Annotated in this window: 25 protein-coding genes; 12 read left to right on the top strand and 13 right to left on the bottom strand. The window is 65.5% G+C overall.

Annotation, left to right across the window (positions count from 1 at the left end; all coding sequences use genetic code 11):
* Positions 1-73: 73 nt before the first annotated feature.
* From ACYVGE_RS06530 to ACYVGE_RS06515, 4 genes are all read right to left on the bottom strand, one after another.
* The gene (locus ACYVGE_RS06530; RefSeq protein WP_460728193.1) at positions 74-571 is read right to left on the bottom strand and encodes a hypothetical protein; all 498 of its coding nucleotides are present in this window, start codon (positions 569-571) and stop codon (positions 74-76) included.
* Between the two features lie 106 nt (positions 572-677).
* Positions 678-2,429 (bottom strand): tetratricopeptide repeat protein, encoded by a 1,752-nt coding sequence (locus ACYVGE_RS06525; RefSeq protein ID WP_460728192.1) that lies wholly within the window; start codon positions 2,427-2,429, stop codon positions 678-680.
* Between the two features lie 347 nt (positions 2,430-2,776).
* Positions 2,777-3,394: a dihydrofolate reductase family protein gene (locus tag ACYVGE_RS06520; RefSeq protein ID WP_460728190.1), complete on the bottom strand. Its 618-nt coding sequence runs from the start codon at positions 3,392-3,394 to the stop codon at positions 2,777-2,779.
* 97 nt (positions 3,395-3,491) lie between these two features.
* Positions 3,492-3,971, bottom strand: a complete 480-nt coding sequence (locus tag ACYVGE_RS06515) for a VOC family protein (protein WP_460728188.1) — start codon at positions 3,969-3,971, stop codon at positions 3,492-3,494.
* A 189-nt stretch (positions 3,972-4,160) separates the two neighbouring features.
* Between ACYVGE_RS06515 and ACYVGE_RS06510 the strand changes: the two genes are divergently transcribed.
* The 3 genes from ACYVGE_RS06510 (at position 4,161) to ACYVGE_RS06500 (ending at position 6,590) form a co-directional block, all read left to right on the top strand.
* The gene (locus ACYVGE_RS06510; RefSeq protein WP_460728186.1) at positions 4,161-4,616 is read left to right on the top strand and encodes a PaaI family thioesterase; all 456 of its coding nucleotides are present in this window, start codon (positions 4,161-4,163) and stop codon (positions 4,614-4,616) included.
* An 80-nt stretch (positions 4,617-4,696) separates the two neighbouring features.
* Positions 4,697-5,935, top strand: a complete 1,239-nt coding sequence (locus ACYVGE_RS06505) for a CapA family protein (RefSeq protein ID WP_460728184.1) — start codon at positions 4,697-4,699, stop codon at positions 5,933-5,935.
* 97 nt (positions 5,936-6,032) lie between these two features.
* Positions 6,033-6,590, top strand: coding sequence for a DUF3228 family protein (locus tag ACYVGE_RS06500; protein ID WP_460728182.1), 558 nt, complete (start codon positions 6,033-6,035; stop codon positions 6,588-6,590).
* Between the two features lie 42 nt (positions 6,591-6,632).
* Here the strand turns inward: ACYVGE_RS06500 and ACYVGE_RS06495 are convergent, their stop codons facing one another.
* Together ACYVGE_RS06495 and ACYVGE_RS06490 are read right to left on the bottom strand one after the other, a co-directional pair.
* Positions 6,633-7,433 (bottom strand): TSUP family transporter, encoded by an 801-nt coding sequence (locus ACYVGE_RS06495; protein WP_460728180.1) that lies wholly within the window; start codon positions 7,431-7,433, stop codon positions 6,633-6,635.
* A gap of 194 nt (positions 7,434-7,627) precedes the next feature.
* Positions 7,628-8,974 (bottom strand): DUF2254 domain-containing protein, encoded by a 1,347-nt coding sequence (locus tag ACYVGE_RS06490; protein ID WP_460728178.1) that lies wholly within the window; start codon positions 8,972-8,974, stop codon positions 7,628-7,630.
* 467 nt (positions 8,975-9,441) lie between these two features.
* Between ACYVGE_RS06490 and ACYVGE_RS06485 the strand changes: the two genes are divergently transcribed.
* Both ACYVGE_RS06485 and ACYVGE_RS06480 read left to right on the top strand, forming a co-directional pair.
* Complete coding sequence (locus ACYVGE_RS06485) at positions 9,442-10,464, top strand: lysyl oxidase family protein (RefSeq protein WP_460728176.1); 1,023 nt, start codon at positions 9,442-9,444, stop codon at positions 10,462-10,464.
* Between the two features lie 195 nt (positions 10,465-10,659).
* Complete coding sequence (locus ACYVGE_RS06480; RefSeq protein WP_460728174.1) at positions 10,660-11,043, top strand: hypothetical protein; 384 nt, start codon at positions 10,660-10,662, stop codon at positions 11,041-11,043.
* 131 nt (positions 11,044-11,174) lie between these two features.
* Here the strand turns inward: ACYVGE_RS06480 and ACYVGE_RS06475 are convergent, their stop codons facing one another.
* The 6 genes from ACYVGE_RS06475 to ACYVGE_RS06450 form a co-directional block, all read right to left on the bottom strand.
* A complete protein-coding gene (locus ACYVGE_RS06475; RefSeq protein WP_460728172.1) occupies positions 11,175-11,915 on the bottom strand; it encodes a LuxR C-terminal-related transcriptional regulator in 741 nt (246 codons plus the stop codon).
* 241 nt (positions 11,916-12,156) lie between these two features.
* Positions 12,157-13,707 (bottom strand): serine hydrolase, encoded by a 1,551-nt coding sequence (locus ACYVGE_RS06470; RefSeq protein WP_460728169.1) that lies wholly within the window; start codon positions 13,705-13,707, stop codon positions 12,157-12,159.
* 196 nt (positions 13,708-13,903) lie between these two features.
* Positions 13,904-14,527, bottom strand: coding sequence for an outer membrane beta-barrel protein (locus ACYVGE_RS06465; protein ID WP_460728167.1), 624 nt, complete (start codon positions 14,525-14,527; stop codon positions 13,904-13,906).
* A gap of 403 nt (positions 14,528-14,930) precedes the next feature.
* Positions 14,931-15,698: a DUF2189 domain-containing protein gene (locus tag ACYVGE_RS06460; RefSeq protein ID WP_460728165.1), complete on the bottom strand. Its 768-nt coding sequence runs from the start codon at positions 15,696-15,698 to the stop codon at positions 14,931-14,933.
* A 46-nt stretch (positions 15,699-15,744) separates the two neighbouring features.
* Entirely contained in the window at positions 15,745-16,137 is a 393-nt protein-coding gene (azu, locus tag ACYVGE_RS06455; RefSeq protein WP_460728438.1) for an azurin, read from the bottom strand.
* Positions 16,138-16,666: 529 nt separating this feature from the next.
* Entirely contained in the window at positions 16,667-17,686 is a 1,020-nt protein-coding gene (locus tag ACYVGE_RS06450) for a TIGR00266 family protein (protein WP_460728163.1), read from the bottom strand.
* A 296-nt stretch (positions 17,687-17,982) separates the two neighbouring features.
* Between ACYVGE_RS06450 and ACYVGE_RS06445 the strand changes: the two genes are divergently transcribed.
* The 3 genes from ACYVGE_RS06445 to ACYVGE_RS06435 all read left to right on the top strand — a co-directional run bounded on the left by ACYVGE_RS06445 (position 17,983) and on the right by ACYVGE_RS06435 (position 21,215).
* Entirely contained in the window at positions 17,983-18,576 is a 594-nt protein-coding gene (locus ACYVGE_RS06445; protein WP_460728161.1) for a hypothetical protein, read from the top strand.
* Positions 18,577-18,608: 32 nt separating this feature from the next.
* Positions 18,609-19,124 carry a M23 family metallopeptidase gene (locus ACYVGE_RS06440; RefSeq protein ID WP_460728159.1) on the top strand — a complete coding sequence of 172 codons (516 nt, stop codon included), beginning with the start codon at positions 18,609-18,611 and terminating at the stop codon, positions 19,122-19,124.
* Positions 19,125-19,478: 354 nt separating this feature from the next.
* A complete protein-coding gene (locus ACYVGE_RS06435) occupies positions 19,479-21,215 on the top strand; it encodes a TIR domain-containing protein (RefSeq protein ID WP_460728157.1) in 1,737 nt (578 codons plus the stop codon).
* 33 nt (positions 21,216-21,248) lie between these two features.
* Here ACYVGE_RS06435 and ACYVGE_RS06430 read toward each other — a convergent pair whose 3' ends face one another.
* Positions 21,249-21,479, bottom strand: a complete 231-nt coding sequence (locus tag ACYVGE_RS06430) for a DUF4287 domain-containing protein (protein ID WP_457097634.1) — start codon at positions 21,477-21,479, stop codon at positions 21,249-21,251.
* A gap of 156 nt (positions 21,480-21,635) precedes the next feature.
* On the opposite strand from ACYVGE_RS06430, the gene ACYVGE_RS06425 reads away from it, so the two are divergent.
* The 4 genes from ACYVGE_RS06425 to ACYVGE_RS06410 all read left to right on the top strand — a co-directional run bounded on the left by ACYVGE_RS06425 (position 21,636) and on the right by ACYVGE_RS06410 (position 25,004).
* The gene (locus ACYVGE_RS06425) at positions 21,636-22,298 is read left to right on the top strand and encodes a glutathione S-transferase family protein (protein WP_460728155.1); all 663 of its coding nucleotides are present in this window, start codon (positions 21,636-21,638) and stop codon (positions 22,296-22,298) included.
* 157 nt (positions 22,299-22,455) lie between these two features.
* On the top strand, positions 22,456-22,989 hold the full coding sequence (locus ACYVGE_RS06420) for a hypothetical protein (protein WP_460728153.1): 534 nt from the start codon (positions 22,456-22,458) through the stop codon (positions 22,987-22,989).
* A 25-nt stretch (positions 22,990-23,014) separates the two neighbouring features.
* Positions 23,015-24,019 carry a bestrophin-like domain gene (locus ACYVGE_RS06415; protein WP_460728151.1) on the top strand — a complete coding sequence of 335 codons (1,005 nt, stop codon included), beginning with the start codon at positions 23,015-23,017 and terminating at the stop codon, positions 24,017-24,019.
* Positions 24,020-24,059: 40 nt separating this feature from the next.
* Positions 24,060-25,004 (top strand): alpha/beta fold hydrolase, encoded by a 945-nt coding sequence (locus ACYVGE_RS06410; protein ID WP_460728149.1) that lies wholly within the window; start codon positions 24,060-24,062, stop codon positions 25,002-25,004.
* Positions 25,005-25,013: the final 9 nt, after the last annotated feature.

The raw sequence follows: 25,013 nt of genomic DNA, 5'->3' as shown, positions 1-25,013 counted from the left end.
GTGAATCCCGCGAAGTTGCTGAAACAAGAAGCCCGCAACAAGTGCGGGCTTCTTTGCGTAACGCATTGCCGTGTCACGGGCACTCGGGTCCGTTGTACGTCAGTGCCGACGGGTTGGTCGGCGACGAAATGCCGTTGGTCGTATCCGTCAACCTGATATTGGTGAAGGCGACGGAGACCACGCCCACGCGCTGGTTGCCCGGGCACTGCAGGGTGCCCGGCGGCGCCGGTATGACCAGGGTGTTGGAGATCCTTCCGTTCTTGTCGATTTCGAAGGTGCCGCCCACGGAGAGGTCGGCCAGCACGTCTTCCTTGTTCGCCGCGGCCGGGCAATTGTTGCCGCGGTTGACGCACTGGTAGCGGGCGCTGGCCGTCGCGCTCGCGACGTAGTTGACGCTGCCATCGGGGTTGCCGAGGCCGATTTCGATCCAGCTCACGATGACCTTGGGCGAGCCGAGCTGGGCGCTGGGGGCGCGCAGGAACTTGGGAATGCCGACGGTGATGGCGAGGGCAGCCGTCGCGGCCAGCGCCAGGGCCAGGCCGAGCAGAAAATGCGAACGTTTGATCTGCATGTTGTGCTCCGCAGCGCCGGAACGGGAGGTCGGCGGCAATCTCGACAGGGAACGATGAAATCCCGCCGTTGCGAATCCCCCAACCGGGTCAGCCTGACCCGCGGCGTCACATATCCGGCTTCGGCACCTCGATCCGGATGGCCGCGAGTTGCTCCGGGGCGTATCCGATCTTGCGCAGGAAGGGCAGCCAGCGCGGATCTTCGCGCAGCGGGTCGGTCAGAACGTCGAACGCCACCGACGTGACGGCGGGGTCGTGGATGCTTGCGGCTTTTTCCAGCCATTTGAAGGCGGCGTCGCGATCGCCGCGATAGCTGTACACCAGCCCGACCAGTGCCGGTTGCGCCTCGCCATACCCGCGGATCAGCGCCTGCGTTGCCGCTTCAGATTCGCGCGCGCGACCGAGGGCGTGGAAGGCGAGTGCCCGCAGTTGGAGTTTCGAAGCTTCGTCCGGCTCCGCTTCGATTTCGCGCAATGCGCCCCGCGCGTCCCGCTTGCCCAACAGCAGCGACGATGCGACGCCGGTGTGCGCGCCGACAAAGGCGGGACTGAGGCGCAGCGCGGAGCGGAAGTCGTCGATTGCCGCATCCCATTGCCGCGCGTAGTAACGGGTGATGCCGCGATTGTTGTAGGCCGTCGGATTCGCGGGATCGTGCGCGACGCGATAGTCGTACAGCGGCAGGGCCTCATCGAAGCGACCAACGTTGCTGAGCAGGATGCCGAGGGTATTGATGGCGACGAGGTTGTTCGGTTCGATCTGCAATGCGCGCCGGTTGTAATCGGCGGCCGCCTGCGCGTCGAAGTCGAAGTCCGCGGCCAGGCGAGCCAGGCCGGTGATGGCGATGACGTTGTGCGGATCGATGCGCAGCGCCTTGTTCAGCGCCTCGCGCGCCAGCTTCGCCGCTTCCGCCGGCGGCAGCTCGCTGTAGATGGACTGATTGACGTACACGCGCCCCAGGCCCGCCCACGCGCGCGCTTCGTTCGGTGCGATGGACAGTGCCTGCTTGAACACGAGCAGCGCCTGCGCGCGTCCCTCCTTGCTCTGCTGGTCGAGCAGGGCCTGCGCCTGCAGCACCATCGGGTAAACCCTGGGATCCACGGGCGTGACGGTGGGCGCCTTCAGCAGCTTGATCTTCAGTTGGTCCACGACGGACGCGGCGATCTCGTCCTGCACCTGGAAGATGTCGTCGAGGTTGCGGTCGTAGGTTTCCACCCACAGCTGCGCGCCGTCGGTGGCGCGTACCAGTTGCACGGAGATGCGGACGCGATTGCCCGCCTTGCGCACGCTGCCCTGCAGGATCGACGCCACATGGAGGCGGCGCGCGATCTCCGGCACGGCGAGGTCCTGGCCCTTGAACGCGAAGCTCGACGTGCGCGCGATCACGCGCAACTCCGGCACCTTGTTCAACACGTTGAGCATTTCCTCGGAAATACCGTCGGAGAAATACTGCTGCTCCTTGTCGGCGCTCATGTTCTCCAGCGGCAGCACGGCGATCGAGGGGTCCTCTTCGATCGTCGGGATGTCGGTGTCCACGGTCGTCCTGGAGGCTACCGCCGGTTCGGACGTCGAGCGCACCGTCTGCCACAACCATGCGCCGCCCACGAGCACGACGATCGCGATCAATGCGACCTCCAGGCGCGTGACCTTCTGTTGCCCGCGCTCACCCTGGAACCATGCGATGACCAGCGTGAGCAGGAACCCGAGCACCGAAAGCGCCACGCCAACGCGCATTACGGTAGGTGACCAGCCGTAGGTGTCGGTCAACAGGCCGACGCCCTGCAACAGGGCCCACGCGACCGCCGTGTAGCCGAGCACCCATTGTGCGACCTTGCGTTTGCGCAGCTGGTGGATGGTCAACATGGCCGTGCGCGATGGCTCATTCGGGCAACGTGCCCCCGCTCCCGAAGCAGGCGCCACGGTGGGTGTCGGTCATCCGGATGCTCCTTGGGGGATCAAGAAGGAGAACGCAGCCAGCGGCGTAAACGGGCCGCGCCGCCGCTCGAGGCCACGAGCGTCCACTCCGGGCGAGGTCGAGTGGTCATGGGTCCAGACCGTTGTCGGAGTCCGACACCACTATTCAGTCTTGTGACCCGTGGGCCACTCGCGAATCGGCGCAAGTCTGCTTTGGGTCGTAAGCGGCCTCATGGCCCGCACCGGTCAACCCGCGTAAACGGGCTTGAGACCGCCGTACGCATCTTCCGTTCGGGCTACCCGAACGAACCGGTGCGCACCTCGCCCGCGCGGACGTAGCGGGTGATCAGCACGCCGGTGGACGAGGTCCTCGACTCGTCGAGCCGGAACTCCGCCGCCTGCGCGTGCTCGTCGAACAGCCGCTTGCCGCGGCCGAGCAGGACCGGGTAGACCAGCAGGCGCAGCTCGTCGACCAGGTCCGTGGCGAGCAGCTGATGCACGAGCTCGCTGCTGCCCTGGGTCAGCAGGCCGGGGCCGTCGCCGCGCTTGAGCTCGCGCACCGCAGCACCGATGTCCGCGCCCAGGGCACGGCTGTTCTGCCATGCGAGCGTTTCGGGATTGTGGGTTGCGACGTGCTTGGTGACGCCATTGAACAGGTCGGCGATGTCCTGGTGCGGCGCACCCTTGGGCACGTGTGGCCAGTACGCGGCGAAGATGTCGTAGGTGCGGCGTCCGAGCACCAGCTCGAACGGGTGCTTGAACGCGCCGCCCATCGCGTCTTCGCCTGCGTCGTCGTAGTGGGGCCAGACCCAACCGCCGTAGGCGAAGCCGCTGCTGCTGTCTTCCTCTGGGCCGCCGGGCGCCTGCATCACGCCGTCGAGGCTGACCATGGCGGCAACGGTGAGCTTTCTCATGCCGGGCTTCCTGTTCGGATCGAATGTCCGCCTCTCTTTCTCGACGCGCGGCGGGCCGGTGAATCGACATCCGGCGTGCACGAAATCGAGAAGTCGCTCAGCCCTTCCGCGCCGCTTCAATCGCGGCGATGTCGATCTTGCGCATGCCCATCATGGCGTCGAACGCACGCTTGGCCGCCGCGCGGTCGGGGTCGTGGAACGCCTCGGTCAGCGCGCGCGGCGTGATCTGCCACGACAGGCCCCACTTGTCCTTGCACCAGCCGCATTCACTTTCCTGGCCGCCGTTGCCGACGATCGCGTTCCACAAGCGATCCGTTTCGGCCTGGTCGTCGGTCGCTACCTGGAACGAGAACGCCTCGCTGTGCTTGAACATGGGCCCCCCGTTCAATCCCAGGCACGGGATGCCCAGCACGGTGAAGTCGACGGTAAGGACGTCGCCTTCCTTGCCCGATGGATAGTCGCCGGGTGCGCGATGGACCGCGCCCACCGCGCTGTCCGGAAATGTCCTGGCGTAGAAGGTCGCGGCATCGAGCGCGGTGCCGTCGTACCAAAGGCAGATCGTGTTCTTGCTGATCATCGGGTATCTCCTGGATCCGGGTTGGTGCTTGCAGTGGGTATCGCCGCAAGGCGGCCGTCTTCCATAGCACGGGGGATGTGCAATCCGTGTAAGGCGGGCTTGGGTGCCGCCCTGGACGCTATGGCTATCACCGGTTCGGTGCGTACGATGTTGGCGGCGAATACCGCCGCACACGTGAGGGCTTGGCCCATGATTCCCAATCCCGCATACGTCGCCGCCATCCAGGACAGCGTGCGCGCAGCGCCGTATCCCCAGCTCATCGGAATGACGATCGCCGCGCTCGAATTCGACAGCTGCCGGATCGACCTCGCGCTGGGTGAGCGCCACATGCAGCCGTTCGGGATCGTGCATGGCGGCGTGCTGGCCACGCTGATCGACACCGCGACGTTCTGGGCAGTGTTCATGCGCCTGCCGGAGGACGCCGGCCTCGTGAACGTCGACCTCAAGCTCAACTATCTCAAGGCGGTAACGGGCGGCCACCTGCGCGCCGAGGGACGCTGCCTGCGCGCGGGCAGGCAGATCAGTTACGCCGAAGCCAGCGTGTTCGATGAAGCCGGTGAACTGGTTGCGCACGGTACCTCGACGCTGATGGCATTGCCCGGCAAGGGCCTGAACCTCGACGTGGCGAAGTTCCTGCCAGCGTAGGGACGGAGGACGCTACAGAGCCCGGCGCGCCATCCCGCGGCGGCATGCGGAGATAACAGACTCGCGCCTATGCTTTGCGCATGCGTGGGCGTCGCCGCTTCCTCCGGTGGCTGGGCGGTATCGCGGCCGGAGCTGCGGCGTTCGCACTGCGTAGCGTCGCTCGTCCCGCAACTGCGCCGCAGCCGCGGCCATCGCGCATGCCCGATGCCGTCACGCCCGTTTCGCTGTTTCTTTGCGGCGATGTCATGACCGGACGCGCCATCGACCAGATCCTGTCGCATCCGTCGAAACCCGGACTGCAGGAGCAGTACATGCACGACGCGCGCGGCTACCTGGCGCTCGCCGAGCGGGCCAGCGGCGACATACCGCATCCGGCGTCGCTTGCGTACATCTGGGGAGATGCGCTGGCCGAGTTGCAACGACGCCGGCCCGCTGCCCGCATCATCAACCTCGAGACCAGCGTCACCCGCAGCGACACGCCCTGGCCGAAGGGCATCAACTACCGCATGCATCCCGACAATGTCGCTTGCCTCGCGGCCGCAGGCATCGACTGCTGCACGCTGGCCAACAACCATGTGCTCGACTGGCAGCACGACGGACTGGCCGAGACCGTCGCCACGCTGCGGCGCGCACGGATCGCGATCGCAGGCGCCGGTGCGGATCTCGAAGCCGCGCAGGCGCCTGCGGTCCTGCCGTTGGGCGAGGGCGCGCGCCTGCTGGTGTTCGCCGCGGCTACCGGGGACAGTGGCGTGCCCGCGCAGTGGGCGGCGACTGCAGAACGCTCCGGCGTGCATCGCCTGCCGGACCTTTCCGCGAAGACCGTGGCGCGAATCGCCGCCGTCGTTCGCACTTATCGGCGCCCCGGCGATCGCGTGCTGTTCTCGCTGCACTGGGGCGGCAACTGGGGCTACGCGATCTCCCACGCGCAACGCGAATTCGCGCATGCATTGATCGACGAGGCGGGCGTGGACATCGTCCACGGTCACTCGTCGCACCACCCCAAGGGCATCGAGGTGTATCGCGACCGGCCGATCCTGTACGGCTGCGGCGACTTCCTCAACGACTACGAGGGCATCGAGGGGCACGACGCGTACCGCGGCGAACTCGGCCTGATGTATTTCCCGACGCTCGACCTCGCCACGGGACGCCTGCACGATCTCGCACTGGTCCCGACCCGGATACGCCGGTTCCAGGTCAACCATGCCGTTGGCGAGGACCGCGCCTGGCTCCTCGCCATGTTGCAGCGTGAGTGCCGCGTGCTGGGCAGCGAGGTCGAGGCGAGCGCGGAAGGCGCCTTCGCCGTGCGCTGGAAGCGATAGCTGCCGCCGGACGTCCAGATGGGGCAGGGCGTCCGTGATTTGGCTTGAGCCATCCCACGCATCCGATAATGCGCGGCCTCCGACCTGGCGACGCCGCATGTCCATCATCCTCACCGACTTCGCCCGCACCCGCCTGTTCCCGCGCGAGCCGCGGCGCAACACCATCCAGGACTGCACGCCCGAGCAGTTCGAGCGGCACCTCAACGAAGTGCCGCCGGTGCAGGTGCTCGATGGCTATGCGCCGTTCTGCAAGCTGCACGTGCACCGCAACTGGACCTCGACGCGTTGCCTCGCGGTGCCGATCACCGACGACAACCGTCGCCTGTTGCGTTCGGAGTACGAGGCGCGCACCCGCGACGAACTGCCTGTACTGGTGCGCTGGTTCGAAGGAATCGAGCCGCCGGTGGCGGACTACCTGATCGCCATCCTCTACAGTCGCGAACAGTTGGCGAAGGAGGGCACGGCGACCACGGCCGACTGGGGCGTGGTGGGCTGCATGTACACGGCCGAGCCGATCGAGACGCCGATGGCGCCGGTCACCATGATGCGCAACGCGCTCGGCGTGGAGGAAGGCGGCTCGGGTGTGCCACTCGATCGCGAGGCGTACCTGCGCAGCGTCGAGTTCTGGCGTACGCACGCGAACTGGCGGGGATAGGGACGCGCAAGGACCACGCTCGCCAGCGATGCGAACGCGGGGCTACGCCGTCCAGCTCGCGACCAGGCCTGCCACCGCCACCCGCAATGGATTGGTGGGATCCGACAGCAGCTTCACGGTCAGGGCGAAGCAGATCGTCACCAGCACCGGGCGCACGGCGCGCCCGCCGAAACGCATCGCCAGGTGGGCGCCGATCTGCCCGCCCACGATGTTGGCCACCGCCATCGCGAGGCCGGCGGTCCACAGGACATGGCCGCCGCTGATCATCACCGCCACCGCGGCGAGGTTGCTGGCGAGGTTGAAGTACTTGGTCTGCGCGGTCGCGCGCACCACGCCCAGGCCGCCGAGCGCGACCAGTGCGGTAGTCATGAACGATCCGGTGCCCGGACCGAAGAAGCCGTCGTACACGCCGATCGCGCCGATCACGCCGGCCAGCGCGAACGGACCGATGCGGTGATGACTGTCGTCCTCGCTCATGCGCGGCGCCAGCACGAAATAGCCGGCCATCGCGATCAGCAGCACGGGGATGATCCCGCCCAGGAACGACGGGTCGAGGCGCGTCAGCAGCCAGGCGCCGCATGCCGACCCGACGAAGGCGGCGAAGGCGGGCAGGGCGAAGCGGCGGAAGTCGATGTGCCCCTTGCGGGCAAAGGCCACCACGGCGCCGGTCGTGCCCATGGCGCTTTGCAGCTTGTTGGTGGCGATCGCGGACACCGGTGGCACGCCGACCGCCAGCAGCGCCGGGATGGTCAGCAGCCCGCCGCCCCCCGCCATCGCGTCGATGGTGCCGGCCACGAAGGCGACGGACATCAGGAACGCGATGACTTCAAGCGACAACTCCATGGACCAGCAGCCTCGAAACGGGGCGCGCATTGTCCCCGGAAAACCGCGGCAGCGGGGCCGGCCCGCGCGGAAACTGTGGAATGCGTCAACCCACGCAGGCGGAGCCGGCCTGCGATCCGCAAGGTGGCCATCGGCCACTGTGCAGATCCTGTCGTTGACGGTGAAGAACATCGCCGCCGTCTGCACCTTCAGCGTCATGGCGCGTCCCGCGTTCCGCCCTCGGCGATCGACGATTCGCTCACGCGTTCCACCCCCAGGGAACCTCCCAGCCCCTGCGGATCGCCGATGCGCGCCAGCGCCCTGTCTTCGGCCAGCGTATACGCCGTCTCGATCGTGCGATCGAGCAGCTCGAGCTGTCGGCGGAGCTCCGGGTGACGGTGCGGCGGCAGGGTTTTCACCAGGTTTTCGAGCATGGAGCGCATCCGCCGCATGATCTGCACGCTGCTCGCGCCGCACAGCCGGATTTCGGCGCAGGCCAGGTGCACGTAGTCCTCCCAGTTTGGCGTGCGGTAGATCAGCCGGGCTGCACCGGCGGCGTCGCGGACGGTTTCGCCGCGCAGGGCGCGCAGCCCCACCGCACGCAGCAGGAGATGCAGTTGATCGAGGGCGAGCACGGCCGTCGTCGGGTCGTTGATGGCGGCCGACAAGGCCTTGATCGCGATGTCGACCAGGATGCGGAAGGCAAAGGTCGGATCCTGTTCCATGGTGCGCTCGGTTCCGAGCAGGACGGCCCCGCGCAACTGGTGTTCGTCGAGACCGCCGGCGCCGCCGTAAAGCCGGTACAGGGGCTCGTCCAGGGCCACGAAGTCGCCCATCTGCGGGACGAACTCGATGATCCCGTCGGCCTGCTGCGCCAACCTGACCAGCCCGGCCAGGTCCACCGCCAGCACCACTCCCGGCCTGTCCTCGTTGACCACGATGCGTTGCTGCGGCCCGAGCGCGACTTGGGGCTCGGCCAGAACGGGTCGCACGGTCTTCTCCGGATAGACGTTCTCCAGCACGTTGGCGCCATAGTGTCCTACCCGCTCAACCAGGCTGACCGGGCGCAACAGGCGCCCGGCGTAGTCGATCAGATACAGAAAAACCATGACCGAGATAAGCCCGAGCAGTACCGCAATGAAGGTGTTGAATTGCTGGACGGACGCGTCCATCCGCGCAAGCACGCGCAGTGAGTAAACCAGCGTGAAGACGAAGAATCCGACGGTGAAGCGGATGACGTTGTCGCGCAACAGCGTCGTGGCGATGATTCGGGGCGTGTACTGTCCGCCGGCGACCTGGATCGCCACCAGCAGGGAGCCGAAGGTGAAGACGAGGAACGAAAGGTTCAACGTCATCGTCGTCTCGAGCATCGACCGCGCTCCCGCCGCGGACAGGCCCAGGTAGGAAGTCGTCTCGTTGATGCGTCCGGTACGTAGCAGCCAGGTCTCGATGGCCGCAGTGGCACGGGCGAACACCAGGTAGAACAGCAGGGCGAAAACCGGGATGAGCCACATGGAACCGGAGATGTAGCGTTTGATGGCGCTCCTCAGGTTCCAGCGCACGTGAGTTCTCCTTCGGTCCGCCTGCCTCGGTGGTTCAGTTCCCGCGTCTTTCCCCAGGGCACGCGATGGGACTACGCGCGATACCGACCAGCTTGGGGCCCGGTGATTCCGGCGTCGTGGCGGCATCCCGGTAAGTGACCTGGTCTACCACGAGCAACGGGAACCGCCTGTAGGCGAGGCCAATGAAGGGCCGGCGAAAGAAGGTCAGGAGACGATCCATCGAGGCGGATTTGCGATCCTGGCCCGGCCGTGCAGTGGCCACATGCGATTCGCCGAGTCGGCTCTCCGCACTTCCCCTTTAGTGGAATTGCCGGCCCATGCCGACCCTGACAGCTTGGCTGGACCAACCGCCGCTTCGGCGCGTTGGCCGCAGGGCAGCGGCGTGGGCTGCCGGATCCATCGGTCATGAAGGCTTCGCGCCACCAGTCATCGAACTGGACTGGCATGACCCGTAGAGGTATGCCGCAATGATTCCTCACTCACTTCGCACGCGCGCGCCGTGGCTGGCATCGGCCCTCATCGGTGCTCTTTCGCTTGCCGGCACCGCCGCTGCGCAGACGGCATTGACACCCAACCTGATTCCACTGGGGGCCTTCGGCATGACGTTGTCGACGGATGCCGGTGGCCGTTCCGAGCTTCGGTTCAGCGTCACCAGCTGGAACAGCGGCACCGGGCCGCTGGAGCTTGCCGCCGGAGAGGTGGTTACCGGAGAGGGCAAGATCCGGGTCTACCAGGCCATCTACCAGACCAGCGGGCCTCCGGTCCTGCACTTCGCGGGCGCCTTCGAATACCACCCCGCGCACAACCACATGCATTTCAACGACTACGCGCTGTACTCGCTGCAGCCGGTCAATGCGCCTGGTGGGTCGTTGCGCACAGGCGCCAAGACCACGTTCTGCATCATGGATACCACCCCGGTCAATCTTGGATTGCCGGGCGCACCGAGGGGATCGTTCTACAGCACGTGCGGGCGTGACCTGCAGGGCATGTCGGTCGGGTGGGGCGACACCTATGGTTTACAGCTCGAAGGACAGTCGATCGATTTCACCGGCGACGCCGACGGCATCTACCAGCTGAAGATCGAGGTCGACCCCAAGAAACTGATCGTCGAGTCCAATGACAACGACAACGTTTCGTGCGTGCTGCTCAGCATCAAGAAGCCGAGCACCGTGACCGTGCTCGACAGCAGCGGAAAATGCTCGACGCTGGTATCGATCAGCCCGGCCTCGGCGCGCGAAGGCAGCAGCGTACAGGTCACCATCACCGGCTACGGATTCACTCCGGGCATGAGCGTCACTTTCTCTGGCGGCACGGGCGCACAGCCTGTCGCCAGCAACGTGCAACTGACGTCCGACACCGACTCGCTGGACACGATCAGGGCGACCGTGACCGTGCCGGTGAAGAAAGGGAAGGGCACCAAGGATCCGTTCTGGAACGTGCGTGTCGGCGGCGGTGGTGTCCTGGCCAATGGCTTCAGGGTCACGCAGTAGCCCGGCTGGTGTAGGACGACCGGCGTACCTCTTTCGTGGAATGTCCCCGCGATTTCGACTCTGGCACCGTGCGGTCGGGACAGAAGGAACGCGCGGGCGCCGGGTCACTACAAGCCAGTCCCACGGGCACGGACATACGTTCAACCAACCTGAGACAAGGAGACTGAAATGATTGGGCTTACCAGGAAATCACTGATGACGGTGCTGGGTGTCAGCGCGACCTTGATGGCCGGTACTGTCTGCGCTGGCGATACCAAGCCGCCGCCGGAGAAGGGCGTCATCTGCCACAACATTGGCGGACCGCGGGACCTCGGCGCCAACTGCGACATGACCGGCAACTGCTCGTACTCCCTCGACGGGGGCGGATCCATCCTCGTTACCCCGAACCACTTCCTCGGGATCATCATCGGAGCCAGCGACAACGCCGCAGCGGCCCATATTGCCCACGGCGATGGTTTCGTCGAGATGGTGTTTGATCCACCGCTGCACCTCGCATCGGTCATTGGTCCCCATCAAGCGTCCAATGTGGAATGCCTGGCGACGCGGGTCATCCCGCAGCCGGATGAGCCTGGTAACTGAGACACGCGCCAGGAAAGACGCGAACAAAGATGAGCAGAGGCGCAGCTTCGGTCGAGCGGGATCATCCGTTCGACTGCGCTGCGCATCTGCGTGGATCACATCCAATAGGTGTTTGCGCAACGCCGTGTGGGTCAAGCGCTAACCGGCGCCCGGATGACCACCAGCGAGCGGCGGCGCACGCCGAGTTTGGCGAAGACGCTCTTGAGGTGCTTCTTGACCGTGTCTTCCATGATCCCGAGTTCGCGCGCGATTTCCTTGTTGCTGCAGCCCCGATGCAGTCGCTCGACGACCTGCAGCTCCCTTCGCGAGAGCGTTTCCATGGTGTGGTGTTTCTCCGGCCCCGCGGATGTCCCGGTTTCCAGCGGCCACGCCGCGTCGGTGATCACCTTGGCCATCAACCGGCGCGACAGCCACAGTTCGCCGTTGCTGACGGCCCGGACCGCCTTGAGGCAGAGATCGGGCGGGCTCGTCGTGAGCAGGAACCCGTGGAACCGCTTGCGCAACACCTCGGTCACCACGCTGCTGTAAGCCTGTTCCGACACGAGGAGCACGCGCACGGGAGGCTGACACTGGCGGATCCTTCGCAGCGACAGCGGGTCCAGCCGGTCAGCCAACGCCTTGTCCAGCAGCAGCACCTTGGGATGGTGGCGTTCCACGCAGGCCGCCAGGCGGGTCGCGTCCATCACAGGCTCGCCCGCGATCTCGATGCCGGACTCGCATCCCAGCATGGACAGCCAGCGCGCATGCAGGGCCTCGCGGTCGGAAGCGGTCATGACAGTGATGTCTGCCGGGATCCCGAACTCCTCGAGGACAATCGGTGCCGGGTAAGCGGCTGCGTCTGAACGCACAGCGCGGTGGTGTTCTGCGTGCATCGTGACCATCCCTCCCGGTAAACAACTACCGGACTTTTCTTGCGGCCACATCGCCTGGCCGCGCATGGCGAGCAAGCGCGCTGACTTGGACAGGAGCCCCAGATACCCCGAAGGCCCGATCCCCGTTATCGGAACGCATGCAATGCGTCCTAGTGGGTTCAACGATCTTCGCGTCCCGTGAAGGACGGTAGACGGCCTGCTTCACCCTTTCGGGTGAACCCTTGCCAACGGTTGTCCTGCCTCAGTCCCGAGCTGCTGCGACCTTCGGCCCGCTGACGATTTCCCCGTTGTCGAGGATGTCGAGCCGCAGGACCTTCGATCCATCCTTCACGAAGGTCAGGGTCCATGGCCGGATCTTCAGGAAGAACTGCGTCGGCGTTTCGGCGAACAGCTCCGAACGTTCACCCTGGGGGACGTCGATGTACAGGTGGCCGTCTTCCTGCGCGACGGTGACCACGCGATGGGGAAGCTTGTAGGCACCCGCGTAGGCGGCGAGCACGTCGCGCTCGAGCGGGATGGCCTTGCGTGCCTTGGCGTGGCGGTCGGCTTTCCAGTTCGCCAGCGCGGCGCGGGAGCTCAGTACGCAGTCGGAAGCGGGGCCGGCGGTGAACGTCTTGCGGGCTGAGTCCGGGATCCCTTCTGGAATGACAGCGCGGCTGGGGCCGCCGCCACGAAGCGCGACCTCGGGCACGAACGTGTTGATGAAGTCGCAGGCGAAGAGGTCGTTGGTGACGTCCTCGCCTACCTTGTAATGGTGGTCGGCGAGCGCCTCGCTGTTGGCGAACGCGACGAGCGTGAGGTGCCGCGCCGGCACCTTGAGATAGAGCGCGGAGAAGCCGGTGCCCCAGTGCCCGTAGTGCCAGATGAGCCGTTCGCCACGGTAGTCGGTGACATACCAGCCCAGGCCCATCGCGAGCGGTTGTCCCGAGTTGGAGAGGAACGGCGTCCAGGCGCGCGCGAGCGTCTCCGGCTTCAGCAGCACATGGTTGTCGATCGCCGCGTCGTACTTCGCCATGTCGCGCACGGTGGACAGCAATCCGGCCGAAGCCCAGAAATCGCGGGGCGGGTAGCCCGGGTACACGATTTCCCCGTCGCCCCAGTAGGTGTAGGGCCGCGCGGAGTTCTTCAGGTTCTGCCGGTAGCGCGCGAGATTGGCCTTGCCCAGCGTCGCCCAGGTGGTGTCGTCGTCGGCGACGTCGGGGCCGGGCACGCTGTCGCGCATCTGCAGTGGGTCGAGGAACGTCTCGACGAACAGCTGGCGCAATGGCTTGCCGGTCTTCTTCTCGAGCACCGCCTTCAGGTACTCGAAGCGTTCGGGGTTGTAGCTGAATTTCTCGCCGGGCGTGCCTTCCGAAGTGTGACTGAGCAGGTGCTTGATCCTGACCGAGTCGTCCTTGAAGTCGCTCGAGTAGTGCGACACCGGCTCGTCGAGGTCGAGCTTGCCCTGTTCCATCAGTCGCAGGACCAGGATCGACGTGAACGTCTTGGTCACCGAGGCGATGTGGTAGAGCGTGTCGGCGGTGGCGGGAACGTGGTGTTCGATGTCCGAATAACCGAAGCCCCGGGCCGAAAGTATTTCGCCATCCTGGATCACCACCATCGACAGGCCGGGGATGCCCAGGGCGTTGCGGTCGGCTTCGACCTGGCGCTGGAAGAGGTCGAGACGCTGCGCGCTCCCGTTCGATGCAGGCGACTGCGGCGGGGCGGGTGCTTTCGTTCGCGAGGCGGCCGGACCGGCGAGTGCCAGCAAGGCCACGAGGATCGTCGCGATGGCCCTGGATGGGTGCGGCATGGTTCATTGCTCCCTGTTGCTGGCAAACAGCGTGCGACGGCGCGGCGGTTGCCGGTCGACGAGGCGGGTTACGTGCCCGCGCCAAGCTGGGATGCTGCTGGGGCGCCCGGAGTTTAAACCGGGCGATTGAAGCGAAGGCCATCAAAAGGAAAGGCCCGCAATAAGCGGGCCTTTTCCGGGGCTTTTCCAACAGGCCTCAAAAGCGGTATTCGACCGTCAGGCTCACGCTGCGTGCATCGCGCTTGTCGTCCGACAAGTCGTACTCGTCGCTAACCGGATCGTACTGGACCTGCGAATAGCGATACTGGTTGTACATCAGGCCGACGTCGAGCAGCGGCAGGATCGTGGTGCCCACGCCAACACCAACGTACGTACCGCCGTCGGTTTCGTTGAATGCGCGGTGCCCGGTGGGCGCATCCAGGTATGAGGTGTCGTCCAGCTTTTGTTCCAGGCCCAGGTAGCCGGCCCGGCCGATCACGTACACCGGTAGCAGTGGTGGCTTGACTCGCGCGTTGGCGCCGATGAAAGCGTAGCGCGAGGACAGCGTATAGACGTGATCCGTGAAGCCATTGGTGTCGAGGCGTGAGCCTTCCTGGTCATCGAGTTTGCCGAGGCCCGCTTCCAGGCCAACCTGGGCCATGCCGATGCCCCAGCGGTAACCGGCACCCGCCTGGAGGAGGTTGCTGTGTTCATCGTCGAAACCGCTGCTGTCGAGTTCGATCCGGCCTAGCTGGCCGTTGATGAAGAAATTGCCGGCGGAGGCCGCAGGGGCGGCGGTGAGACAGGCGGCGAACAAAGCCGCGCATCCGAGCTTGCGCATGTTTTACTGTTCCGATGGGGGAGAAAGATACGGTCGCCATTGCGGCATCCGCAGTGTTGAGTAGGTTAGCGGGAGACGCATCCACCGCGCCCAAGCCGCTGTCACATCTTCGTTCCCGCGCGCAGCGGGCTGCTGGACGAATGGTCCGCCCAAGCGGGCGGCAGTATGCCGAACAAGAAACAAAATTGTGGAGGGAGTTATTCGGGACGAAAAAAGCCGCGTAGGGCCGTCCAAAACGCAGAAAGCCCCGTCGAACGCGGGACTTTCTGTTTGCGAGAACGGGATAGAAGGCGCTCCACCCCGTGCAGCGACTGATAGCTGTCATCGCGAGTAAAGGGGTCAGATTCGTTTATCCATAGCCGCCCGCTGCGAAGTTTGGTGATTGATTGACGCTTTTTTGGGCCTATTCGCGCAGCGCCTGATACGCATGCCAGCTGGCGTGCCCCAGCACCGGGTAGATCACGATCAGGCCTACCAGCGCAGTTGCGATGCCGACGGCCGTGAGTAGCGCGATCATGAGTGCCCACCCGGCGCATGCCAGCGGGTGCCGGGCCACTGCGTGCAGGCTGCCGCGTACCGCATCGCCGGCGCTGGCGTTCTGGTCGAGGATCAACGGCACGGCGATGACGGAGACCGCAAAGCTCACCACGGCCAGTACGCCGCCGATGGCGGCCCAGGCGAACCACTGTCCGGACGACATCATCCGCAGTGCGTTGTCCCATAGCGACAGCTCGACGCTGGGGGCGATGGGACCCATCGTTGCGGTCAGCACCGCTGTGGAGATCGCAAACCACACGGCGGCGATGGCGAGCAGGACGAAGGAGAAACGCTCCAGCGCTGGGAGGTTGCGCTTGAGTCCTTGCAGTGAGCTCTCGAAGGTTGGGTTCTCACCCGCCGCCATGGCGCGCGAGGCCTCGATCAATCCGGCGCCCAGGATCGGCCCCAGCAGCAGGAAGCCGGAAACGGCCGCGGCGATGAAGTAGGGATGGTTGCCCAGTGCGAAGACCACCCAGCCCATCACCGTGACCATCACTCCGTAGGCGATGCCCAAGCCGGGCACGCGGCGGAAATCGTGCAGCCCTTGCGAAATCCAGCGCAACGGTTCGCCTACGGCGATGTGTTCTCCGTGGCCCGGATGCGAGGAAAGTACACTCGAATGCATGGTTGTCATGGCGTCCTCCTGGAAGGAAAGGACACATCGACCCGGAGGTTCCGGGTCATTGCACCGCGATGGTGCCCTTCATCATTGCGGCATGGCCCGGGAAGCTGCAGAAGAACTCGTACGGACCGCCCGTCTTGATCTTGCTGGTCGGGAAGGTGACTGAAGTGCTCTCGCCGCCACCCACCAGTTTGGTGTGGGCGATGACGCGGGCATCGTCGGCCTTGACGTAGTTGGCCGCCACGCCGGCGGCCATGCCATCGGCGGACACGGCCTGCTGGTCGGCAGTCTTGGTGATCACCACGTTGTGGCCCATCGCAGCCACCGGCATCTTGCCGGCGTGCTTCAGGTTGATGGTGAAGTTTCCGCACGAGGCGGGCACCGCGATGGAACCGACGTTGTACTGCATTGCGTCGTTGCCTTCGATCGTGGTGCCGCAGTTGGCGACCACGGCAGCGGGCTTGCTTTCAGCGGCAGGGGCGGGCGTCGCGGCGGCTTCGGTGGCCGCGGGCGGCGTCTCAGCCGGGGCGGGCGTCGGGGCTGCGGTGGTGGCGGGAGGCGTTTCAGCCGGGGCAGGTTCGGGCGTGGTCGCTGGCGGGGTGGCGGTTTCCGCGGCAGGCGGCGGCGACTTGCCGCAGGCCGACAAGGCCAGCACGCAGGCGATGGTGAGAAGGACGGTTCGGGTATTCATGCGCCGGGACTCCCGCAGGACAGGCGTGCATATGATTCGCGCGGAGAGGGGTATGTGGCGTGAAAGCCCCCTTCATGCGCACGCTGCCGCGAGGGTGGGGCGCGAGTCCTGCAAACCCGGTAACCGTTGTTCGCGCCAGACCCAAAGACAGAAAGCCCCGCCGAAAGGCGGGGCTCGCGATGAACGGGATGACTTTGAGCCCGCTATCCAGCGGCCGGCGGACAGCCACTGCGTCGGATTGACGAGGCCGGGGCAAGGTGCGCTTGCCCCGGCTTCCAGCTCGAATGGCTCAGAAGTTGTTGTCGCCGTCCAGCAGCCGGCCCAGTCCGCCGAGCACCGAACCCTCGTCGCGGCCGCCACCGCGTTGCGGCGCCGCTGCGAGCATGCGGCCGGCCATGCGCGAGAACGGCAGCGACTGCAGCCACACCTTGCCCGGTCCGGTGAGCGTCGCAAGGAACACGCCTTCGCCGCCGAACAGCATGCTCTTGATGCCGCCGACCGCACGCACGTCCATGTTGACGGTGTCGTGGAAGGCCATGACACAACCGGTGTCGACGTCGAGGCGTTCGCCCGCGCGCAGTTCGCGTTCGACCACGGTGCCGCCGGCGTGCACGAACACCCAGCCGTCGCCTTCCAGCTTCTGCATGATGAAACCCTCGCCGCCGAACAGGCCGGTGAGGATCTTGCGCTGGAAGTGGATGCCGACCTGCACGCCGCGCGCGCCGGCGAGGAAGCTGTCCTTCTGGCAGACCAGGCGGCCGTTATGCTCGTCCAGCTTCATCGCCAGCACCGTGCCGGGGTATGGCGCCGCGAACGCGACCCGGGCCTTGCCGCTGCCGGTGTGCGTGTAGACGGTGGTGAACAGGCTCTCGCCGGTGACCACGCGCTTGCCCGCGGTCATCAGCTTGTCGAGGAAGCCGCCGCCCTGGCCCTGCGCGCCGCTGCCGAAGACGGTGGCCATTTCCACCGCCGCGTCCTTGTACATCAGCGCGCCGGCTTCGGCGATGGCGCTCTCGCCCGGATCGAGTTCGACCTCGACGAACTGCATGTCGTTGCCGACGATGCGGTAGTCGATGTCGTCGTTGCGTGGTGTCGTGCGCGCGCCCGCGGCGGGCAGCGGCGGTGGCAGGTGTTCCTGCGGTGCGGCGGCCGGGCGCAGTTCGCCGACTTCGGCGATCGACCGCCAGCCGGTGAAGCCTTCGCGCCAGCAGAAATGGGTGGGATGTTGCTGCGCGTACTGTTGCGCGGCGCTGTCGTCGAGCGGACCGATGCGATCGCCGCTGCCGGAATGGAAGTACCAACTGGTCATATGGAGTCCTTGTCCTTGTGCCAAATGCAGCACGCAAACTAGCAGGTGGAGCGATGCCGCGACCCGTGCCGCCGGTCACGACGCACGCCGGCCTGCAGGTTCTACGCAGAATGCCGCCCGCATGATCGAGACAGGGCGGCGCGGTTCAGGCGAGCCTTCGACTTCGTCCTCGCTTCACAATCAATCCATTGCGGCTTCATCGGCGCGGGCGAGTCTTGATTCCGAGCCGTGCACTGCGGGATCCCGGACTGTCTGGCGGCTCCATGCGCGAGAGCCACTCAACACGGAGGCACCACATGGCATCCACGTCCACCCCTGACGCCTGCCGCGGCCACAACCGCCTGCGTCCCTACATCTGGGGCATGGCGGCCGTCGTGCTGCTGGTGCCTGCCGTGGCCATGCGCTTCACCGGGGAGGTGAACTGGAGCGCGTCGGACTTCGTCGTCATGGGCGCGATGCTGGCGACCGCCTGCGCGCTCTACGAACTCGGCGCGTGGCTGAGCGGCAACCCGGCGTATCGGGCGGCCTTCGGGATCGCGGTGATGGCCGGGTTCCTGACGGTCTGGGTCAACCTGGCGGTGGGCATGTTCGGCAGCGAGCACAACCCGCTCAATCTGATGTTCGCGGGCGTCCTGCTGGTGGCGGCACTGGGCGCGCTGCGGGCCCGGTTCCGTGCCCGTGGCATGGTGCGCGCGATGGGCGCGACGGCGGTGGCGCAGATGCTGGCTGCCGCGGTCGGACTGGCGATCGGCCTGACGGTCGGGATGGACGAGCAGGGCGGACCGGGCATCGGCCGGGAGGCATTCCTGACGGCGTGCTTCGCCGTGCCGTGGCTGGCGTCGGCGCAGTTGTTCCGCAACGCGGCGCAGATTGAATCGAAGGGGACGTAGGCATGCCGCGGATGCGATTCTGGCGAACACGAATGTTCAAAGCCTCACTCGCAGTAATGATTGCGCTGCTTGCCGTGGGCTACTTGATTCCCGAGCACGCCATCATTCCCGTGCAAGGCGCCTCGAAGCGCGACTGGAATTCCAGCTCCTTCTGGCATGAGCCGTGGGGCCGGTCTGGCGTGCACAAGGGGATAGATATCTTTGCGCCATATGGCAGGCCTGTCGTCGCACCCGTTGGCGGCATCGTGCTGTTTCGCGGGGATATGGGAATGGGTGGCCGTGCCGTCATCATTCTTGGCCCTCGATGGCACTTCCACTACTTTGCGCACCTCAGTCAATGGCATGTGTCGCCACTTTCGTTCGTGTCACGCGGCCAGCTTGTCGGGCAGGTAGGCACGTCTGGCAATGCCGCCGGAAAGCCCCCGCACCTGCATTACGCCATCACGTCGCTATTGCCCAGGCCGTGGCGCATAAGCAGTGCCACGCAGGGTTGGAAGCGCATGTTTTTTCTGGATCCAAATGGTGTCGTAGGCCGTACACCTGGCTGACAGGTCCATTGGGATGGCTACGCGCAGCGGGATGGCTGACTTGCGAACAACTTCGCCCCTGCTGGCCTCGCTCCGCATCGACCCGCGATTCGCCGCGTTGGCGCGGAAGATGGGCCTGCCGGTAGCTGACTTGGGTGATGCCGTCGGGTGGGTGGCGGCGCCCCGTTCGGCTGGAGGCACGGCTACGACCGGATGGCTTGGCATCGCCCCTCTGCGTCATTGACCCGAACCGAAATCGGGCGCCTACTTTGCCGGCGCGACGGAAAGCGTGACTCACGGCACCGTACAGACGGGCGGACCACGGCAGGTCCGGGTGCGGCGCGTGATGGCGTAATCCGTTCGGGAGGCGCTTCCTTGGCTGACATCTTCGTTTCCTATTCCCGCCACGACCGCGAGCGTGTGGCGCCGCTGGTGAAAGCGCTGGAGGCGCAAGGCTGGTCGGTGTGGTGGGATCCGGACATCTCTCCCGGCGAGGAATTCGACTCGCTGATTTCGCGCGAACTCGAAGCCGCCAGGACCCTGATCGTGGTCTGGACGCCGCACTCGGTGGAATCGCGCTGGGTCCGCGGCGAGGCGCGCGATGCGGCCGACCGCGGCGTGCTGGTCACGGTGCGCTTCGAGCACGCCAAGCTGCCGATCGACTTCCGCGCCCTGCACGCCACCGATCTGGACGAATGGAACGAAGATCCCGGGCACGCCGCGTTCCTGAGCCTTTGCAAGGCGCTGGAGGCCAAGCTGGGAGCGGCGAAACCAGTGGCCGTGGCGATGCCGAAAAGCACGCAGGTCAGCATCTGCGTGCTGCCGTTCGCCAACATGAGCGGCGACCCGGAGCAGGATTACTTCTCCGACGGCATCACCGAGGACATCACCACCGACCTGGGCAAGGTATCGGCGCTGTCGGTCGTGTCGCGCAACCTGGCGTTCTCGTTCAAGGGCGCGAACGGGGGCGTGGCGGACATCGGTCGCAAGACCCACGCCACGCATGTGCTGACCGGGAGCGTGCGCAAGGCTGGCGAGCGCGTGCGCATCACCGCGCAGCTGATCGATGCGGCCAAGGATGCGCAGGTCTGGGGCGAGCGCTACGACCGTGAACTCAACGACATCTTTGCGCTGCAGGATGAGATCTCCAAGGCCATCGTCTCCGCGCTGAAGCTGACCCTGCTACCCGAGGAGAAGGAGGCCCTGGCGCAGCGTTCCACCAGCAATGCGGAGGCTTACAAGCTCTACCTGATGGCGCGCCAGTTCTGGCTGCGCGACAACGAGCGCAACAACGAGATCGTCATCCGCATCTGCAAGCACGTGGTCGAACTGGATCCGAACTATGCCCAGGCCTGGGCAACGATGGGCCTGGCGAAGTGGAACCTGTTCTGGCAGGTGGACCAGCAACAGGAAGACCTGGAATATCCGGCGATGCGCGCACTGGAACTCGGTCCGCACCTGGCCGACGCCCATGCGGCGCAGGCCGCGGTGAAGCGCAGTGCCGGGGACTTCAAGGGCGCCCTGGCCTCGGCCAAGCGGGCCGTCGAACTCGAACCCGCGTCCTACGTGGCGAACCGGCTCGCCGGCCTGAGTTGCATGGGACTGCGTGTGTACGACCAGGCGATCGGTTACTTCGAAACCGCGGCCGCGCTGATGGAGTCGGATTTCACGGCCGCCAGCTTCATCGTCCAATGCCACGAAGTCATGAACGACAAGGAGGCCACGCAACTGGCGGCAGCCAAGGCGATGAAGCGGATCGAAAAGATCGTTTCCGATGATCCGGGGCATGGTCGGGCGATCGGGTTCGGCGTCTCCATCCTGGTCACGCTGGGGCAGAAGGAACGGGCGATGGAGTGGGCAACGCGTGCGCGCCTGATCGACCCCGACAACGCGAACCTGCAGTACAACCTGGCGTGTGCGATGTCCCTGCTTGGCGAGCACGATGAGGCGCTCAACATCCTGCAGGGCGTGGCCGACCGGTCCTCGCTGGGCATGCTGAGCTGGATCGAGACCGACTCCGATCTGGACGGCATCCGGTCCTATCCGCGCTACGCGGGAATGATCGAAGGCGCCAGGCTTCGGCTGGCACCGAAGGCGGCGCAACTAGCGTAAGGAAAAACAGGGGGCAGGGCATTCATTGCCCGGCTACTTGTCTCCTTCCTTTTTCATGCCCTTCAGCAGTGCCACGATCGCCATCGCGTGACCGTGTCCGAGCGCGAAATCCTGCTTCAGCCATGCCACGATCTCACCTGCCTTGATGCCAGGCAGCAATCCCCTGGCATTGGCGTAGCCTTTCCTGGAGGCGAGGGCGCGGAAGTCGGCGGGGGACTTTCCGGTCTTGGTCTGGATGTTGTCGAGATAGGCCTGGAAGGACATGGGGCGACTCCTTGGGTTGGGGACTGTCCGGTGCTCTTGCCTTGTCGACGAACGGGGGAGCGGCGGATCGACATCCTGCTTCCGCCCCTCTCTTGTCCGAATGTCGACGCGCGGCGCGCCCGTTCGTCATATAGGCAAACCCACCCGGAGTTCCGCATGCCTGCTGCCCGTCCCCGCCTGTATGCCCACCCGTTTTCCTCCTACAGCCAGAAGGCCTTGATCGCGCTGTACGAGAACCAGACCGAGTTCGACTACCGCAACCTGGAAGACGCACAAGCCAACGCCGAGCTGGCGGCGTTGTGGCCGATGCGGCGCTTCCCCGTGCTGGTCGATGGCGACCGCACGGTGATCGAAGCGACCAGCGTCATCGAATACCTCGACCTGCATTACCCCGGCCCTGTGAAGCTGATCCCGGAAGATCGCGACAGCGCGCTCGAAGTGCGGATGCTCGACCGCTTCTTCGACAACTACGTCTCCACCCCGCAGCAGAAGCTGGTATTCGACAGCATGCGTTCCGAAGCCGACCACGACCCGTACGGCGTCACGCAAGCCCGCGCGATGCTCGAGACCGCCTACGCCTGGCTGGATCGGCGCATGGCCACGCGCGAATGGGCCGTCGGCGCGACCTTCACCCTGGCCGACTGCGCCGCGGCGCCCTTCCTTTTCTATGCCGACTGGACGCACGCGATCGACGCCCGCTTCGCCCGCGTCCACGCCTATCGCGAGCGGCTGCTCGCACGCCCTTCGTTCAAGCGCGCCGTGGACGAAGCACGGCCGTACCGTGTGTATTTCCCGTTGGGGGCGCCGGATCGGGATTGAAGCGGCACGAGATGCCGTCAGGCGTGTAATCGGGTCCAGCAATCGCTACCTGACCACGCAAAAATGCGCTTTCTCCAAGTGCGCAGGGAACAATCACTCACGCGCCGGAGACCGGCTTTTTGCGATCCTGTCGCCGTCGGATCCTTGGAGAATTCCCATGTCGGAAACCTCCCCCATCACCGGTGAGTTGTCGAACAGCAAGGTCGCTGGCGTGTTCCCACTCGAGTCCGCCGCGCGCGATGCGGCGCAGGCGGTGTCCGCGGCGCTGTCACTGGGCTCGGCGCAGGTGCAGGTGATCACGCCGGGCGAACCTCACCCGGGCCGCAAGCTGGAGCCGGAGAGCCGCGGCATCTGGCACACGATTGTCGTCGCGCATGTGCGCTTGGGCATCGCCGGCGCGGTGGCCGGTTTGCTGGTGTTCGCCGCGCTATATGCGATGGGCTTGCCATTCATCGTCAACTCGCCCGTAGCGGCGGGGTTGGTCATGCTGTTCTTCGGCGCGGTCGCGGGCCTGTTCCTCGGCGGGTTTGTCTCGCTGCGGCCGGATCACGACCGTTACGTGGAGGCCGCGCGCGACGCGATGGCGGCCGGCAAGACGACGGTCGTCGTGCACGCGTTCTCCATGGAGCAGCGCCATCAGGCCGCGGAGCTGCTGCGCGCTCACGGCGGCGATGTGACCTCGACCCTGTGAGGCCGGCGAGCTGACTGGAAGAGTGTTGCCGCGCTGGACGGGTCTTGACTGTTGCCGCAGCGGGCGGCATCGGGATCGGAATGGCGTACGTGGTGGCGCCGAGGGTGGGCCATCGATCCTGAAGCTTGGCCGCTCGCCCGAGCTGGCCGCGTTGGCCCGGAGGGATTGCCCGGTTCCCGTATCGGCGATCCCTGCAACTGCAGCCCAACCGTCCGACTGGCACGCGGCGCAACCCGGGACAGCTATGAATTTGGACTCGGTGCCCATCTGGGTTTTTTTCCTCGGCACGATTCTCCTCGTGATGGCATTCATCGAGGTGGGATACCTGTTGGGCAAGGTCGCCCATCGCAAGTCGGCAGAGGAAAAGGAAACCCCGGTTTCCGGCGTCGCAGGCGCCGTTCTGGGCCTGACCGCGTTCATCATGGCTTTCACGTTCGCGGTCGTCGCGGAACGCTACCAGACCCGCAAGGACCTGGTGCGCGAAGATGCGAACGCAATCCGGGTGGCCTACGTACGCGCCGACTTCCTGCCGGAGACTGAGCGCGGCGAAAGCAAGCGCCTGCTCAAGGTCTACCTCGACGAGCGCCTGGCGTTTGCCCACCAGGGCGTCATCGGACGCGATCTTGCTCCGTTGCTCGCCGAAACGGATCGCACCCAGCGTCGCCTGTGGAGTATTGCCGTGGCGAATGCGAAGCGGGACATGAATTCGGATGTCGGCGCGCTCTACATCGAGGCGATCAACGAACTCAGCTCGGTACAGACCATGAGGTTGGCGATCGGCGTGCGCGCGAGGCTGCCGCTGGGCATCTGGATCACGCTCTACAGCCTCACGATCCTCGGCATGATGAGCATGGGGTACCACGCCGGAATCGCCGGATCCAAGCGATCCAAGGCCACGTGGATCGTCGCCATTTCCTTCGGCATGGTGATCGCACTGATCGCATCGCTCGATCGACCCGATTTCATCAAGGTGACGCAGCAACCGCTCATCGACCTGCAGCATTTCATCGCTGCGGACGAGCGCACCTGAAAGAAGCGAGCCCACAACTTGAGAGGAAATGATGAAGCTCATGAACCTCAACGCGCGTAGTCGCTGTTTGTCACTCGGCCTCTGCGCTTTGATGCTGGCGCTTCCTTGGTCGCGTCAGGCCAAAGCCGAAGTGCGGCCGTTCTCCCAGGCGTTTCGCGGCACGGATATGCCTGTAAGCGGGGGAACGCAGTACGTACGCGTGGGAGGGCATGGACCGGCCGTGCTGCTTCTCCATGGCTTTGGTGATACAGGCGACATGTGGCAGCCGTTGGCCGAACGCCTGGTCAAGGATCATCTGGTGATCGTGCCGGACCTGCGTGGCATGGGCTTGTCGTCCCATCCGGAGGATGGGTATGAGAAGACGGCGCAGGCACGCGATCTGAAGCAGATTCTCGACAAGATGAAGGTCAAGAGCGTGCAGCTGGTGACCCATGACATCGGCAACATGGTCGGCTATGCCCTGGTGGCGCAGTTTCCGGAGCGTGTTTCAAAGTGGGTTGTGATGGACGCTCCGCTGCCAGGCTTGGGGACCTGGGAATCACAGCTGCTCAATCCCAAGGTCTGGCATTTCAACTTCCGCGGCCCGGATGTCGAGCGGTTGGTCAGTGGCCGCGAGCGCATTCTGCTCGATCGGTTCTATAACGACATGTCCGCCGATCCGACCCGCATCGACGAGCAGACCCGCATCCACTATTCCGAGCTGTATGCGCGGCCCGGGGCAATCCACAATGCCTTCGGCGGTCAGTTCGCGGCATTCGCACGGGACGCCGTGGACAACAAGGCTTTGTTGGCCAAGGGCGGCAAGCTGAAGCTGCCCGTATTGGCGGTAGGCGGCGATCATTCTTACGGTGCGGCCATGAAGACCGAGATCGAATACGTTGCCACCAACGTGCAAGGCGCGGTCATCTCGAACTCTGGCCACTGGATCATGGAGGAGCAGCCGGAGCAGGCGATCGAGGTGATCGAAACGTTCCTGCGAAAGTAGGCGTACGGA

Source organism: Lysobacter rhizosphaerae, from assembly GCF_054779795.1.
This window is presented reverse-complemented; position numbering and strand designations above follow the sequence as displayed.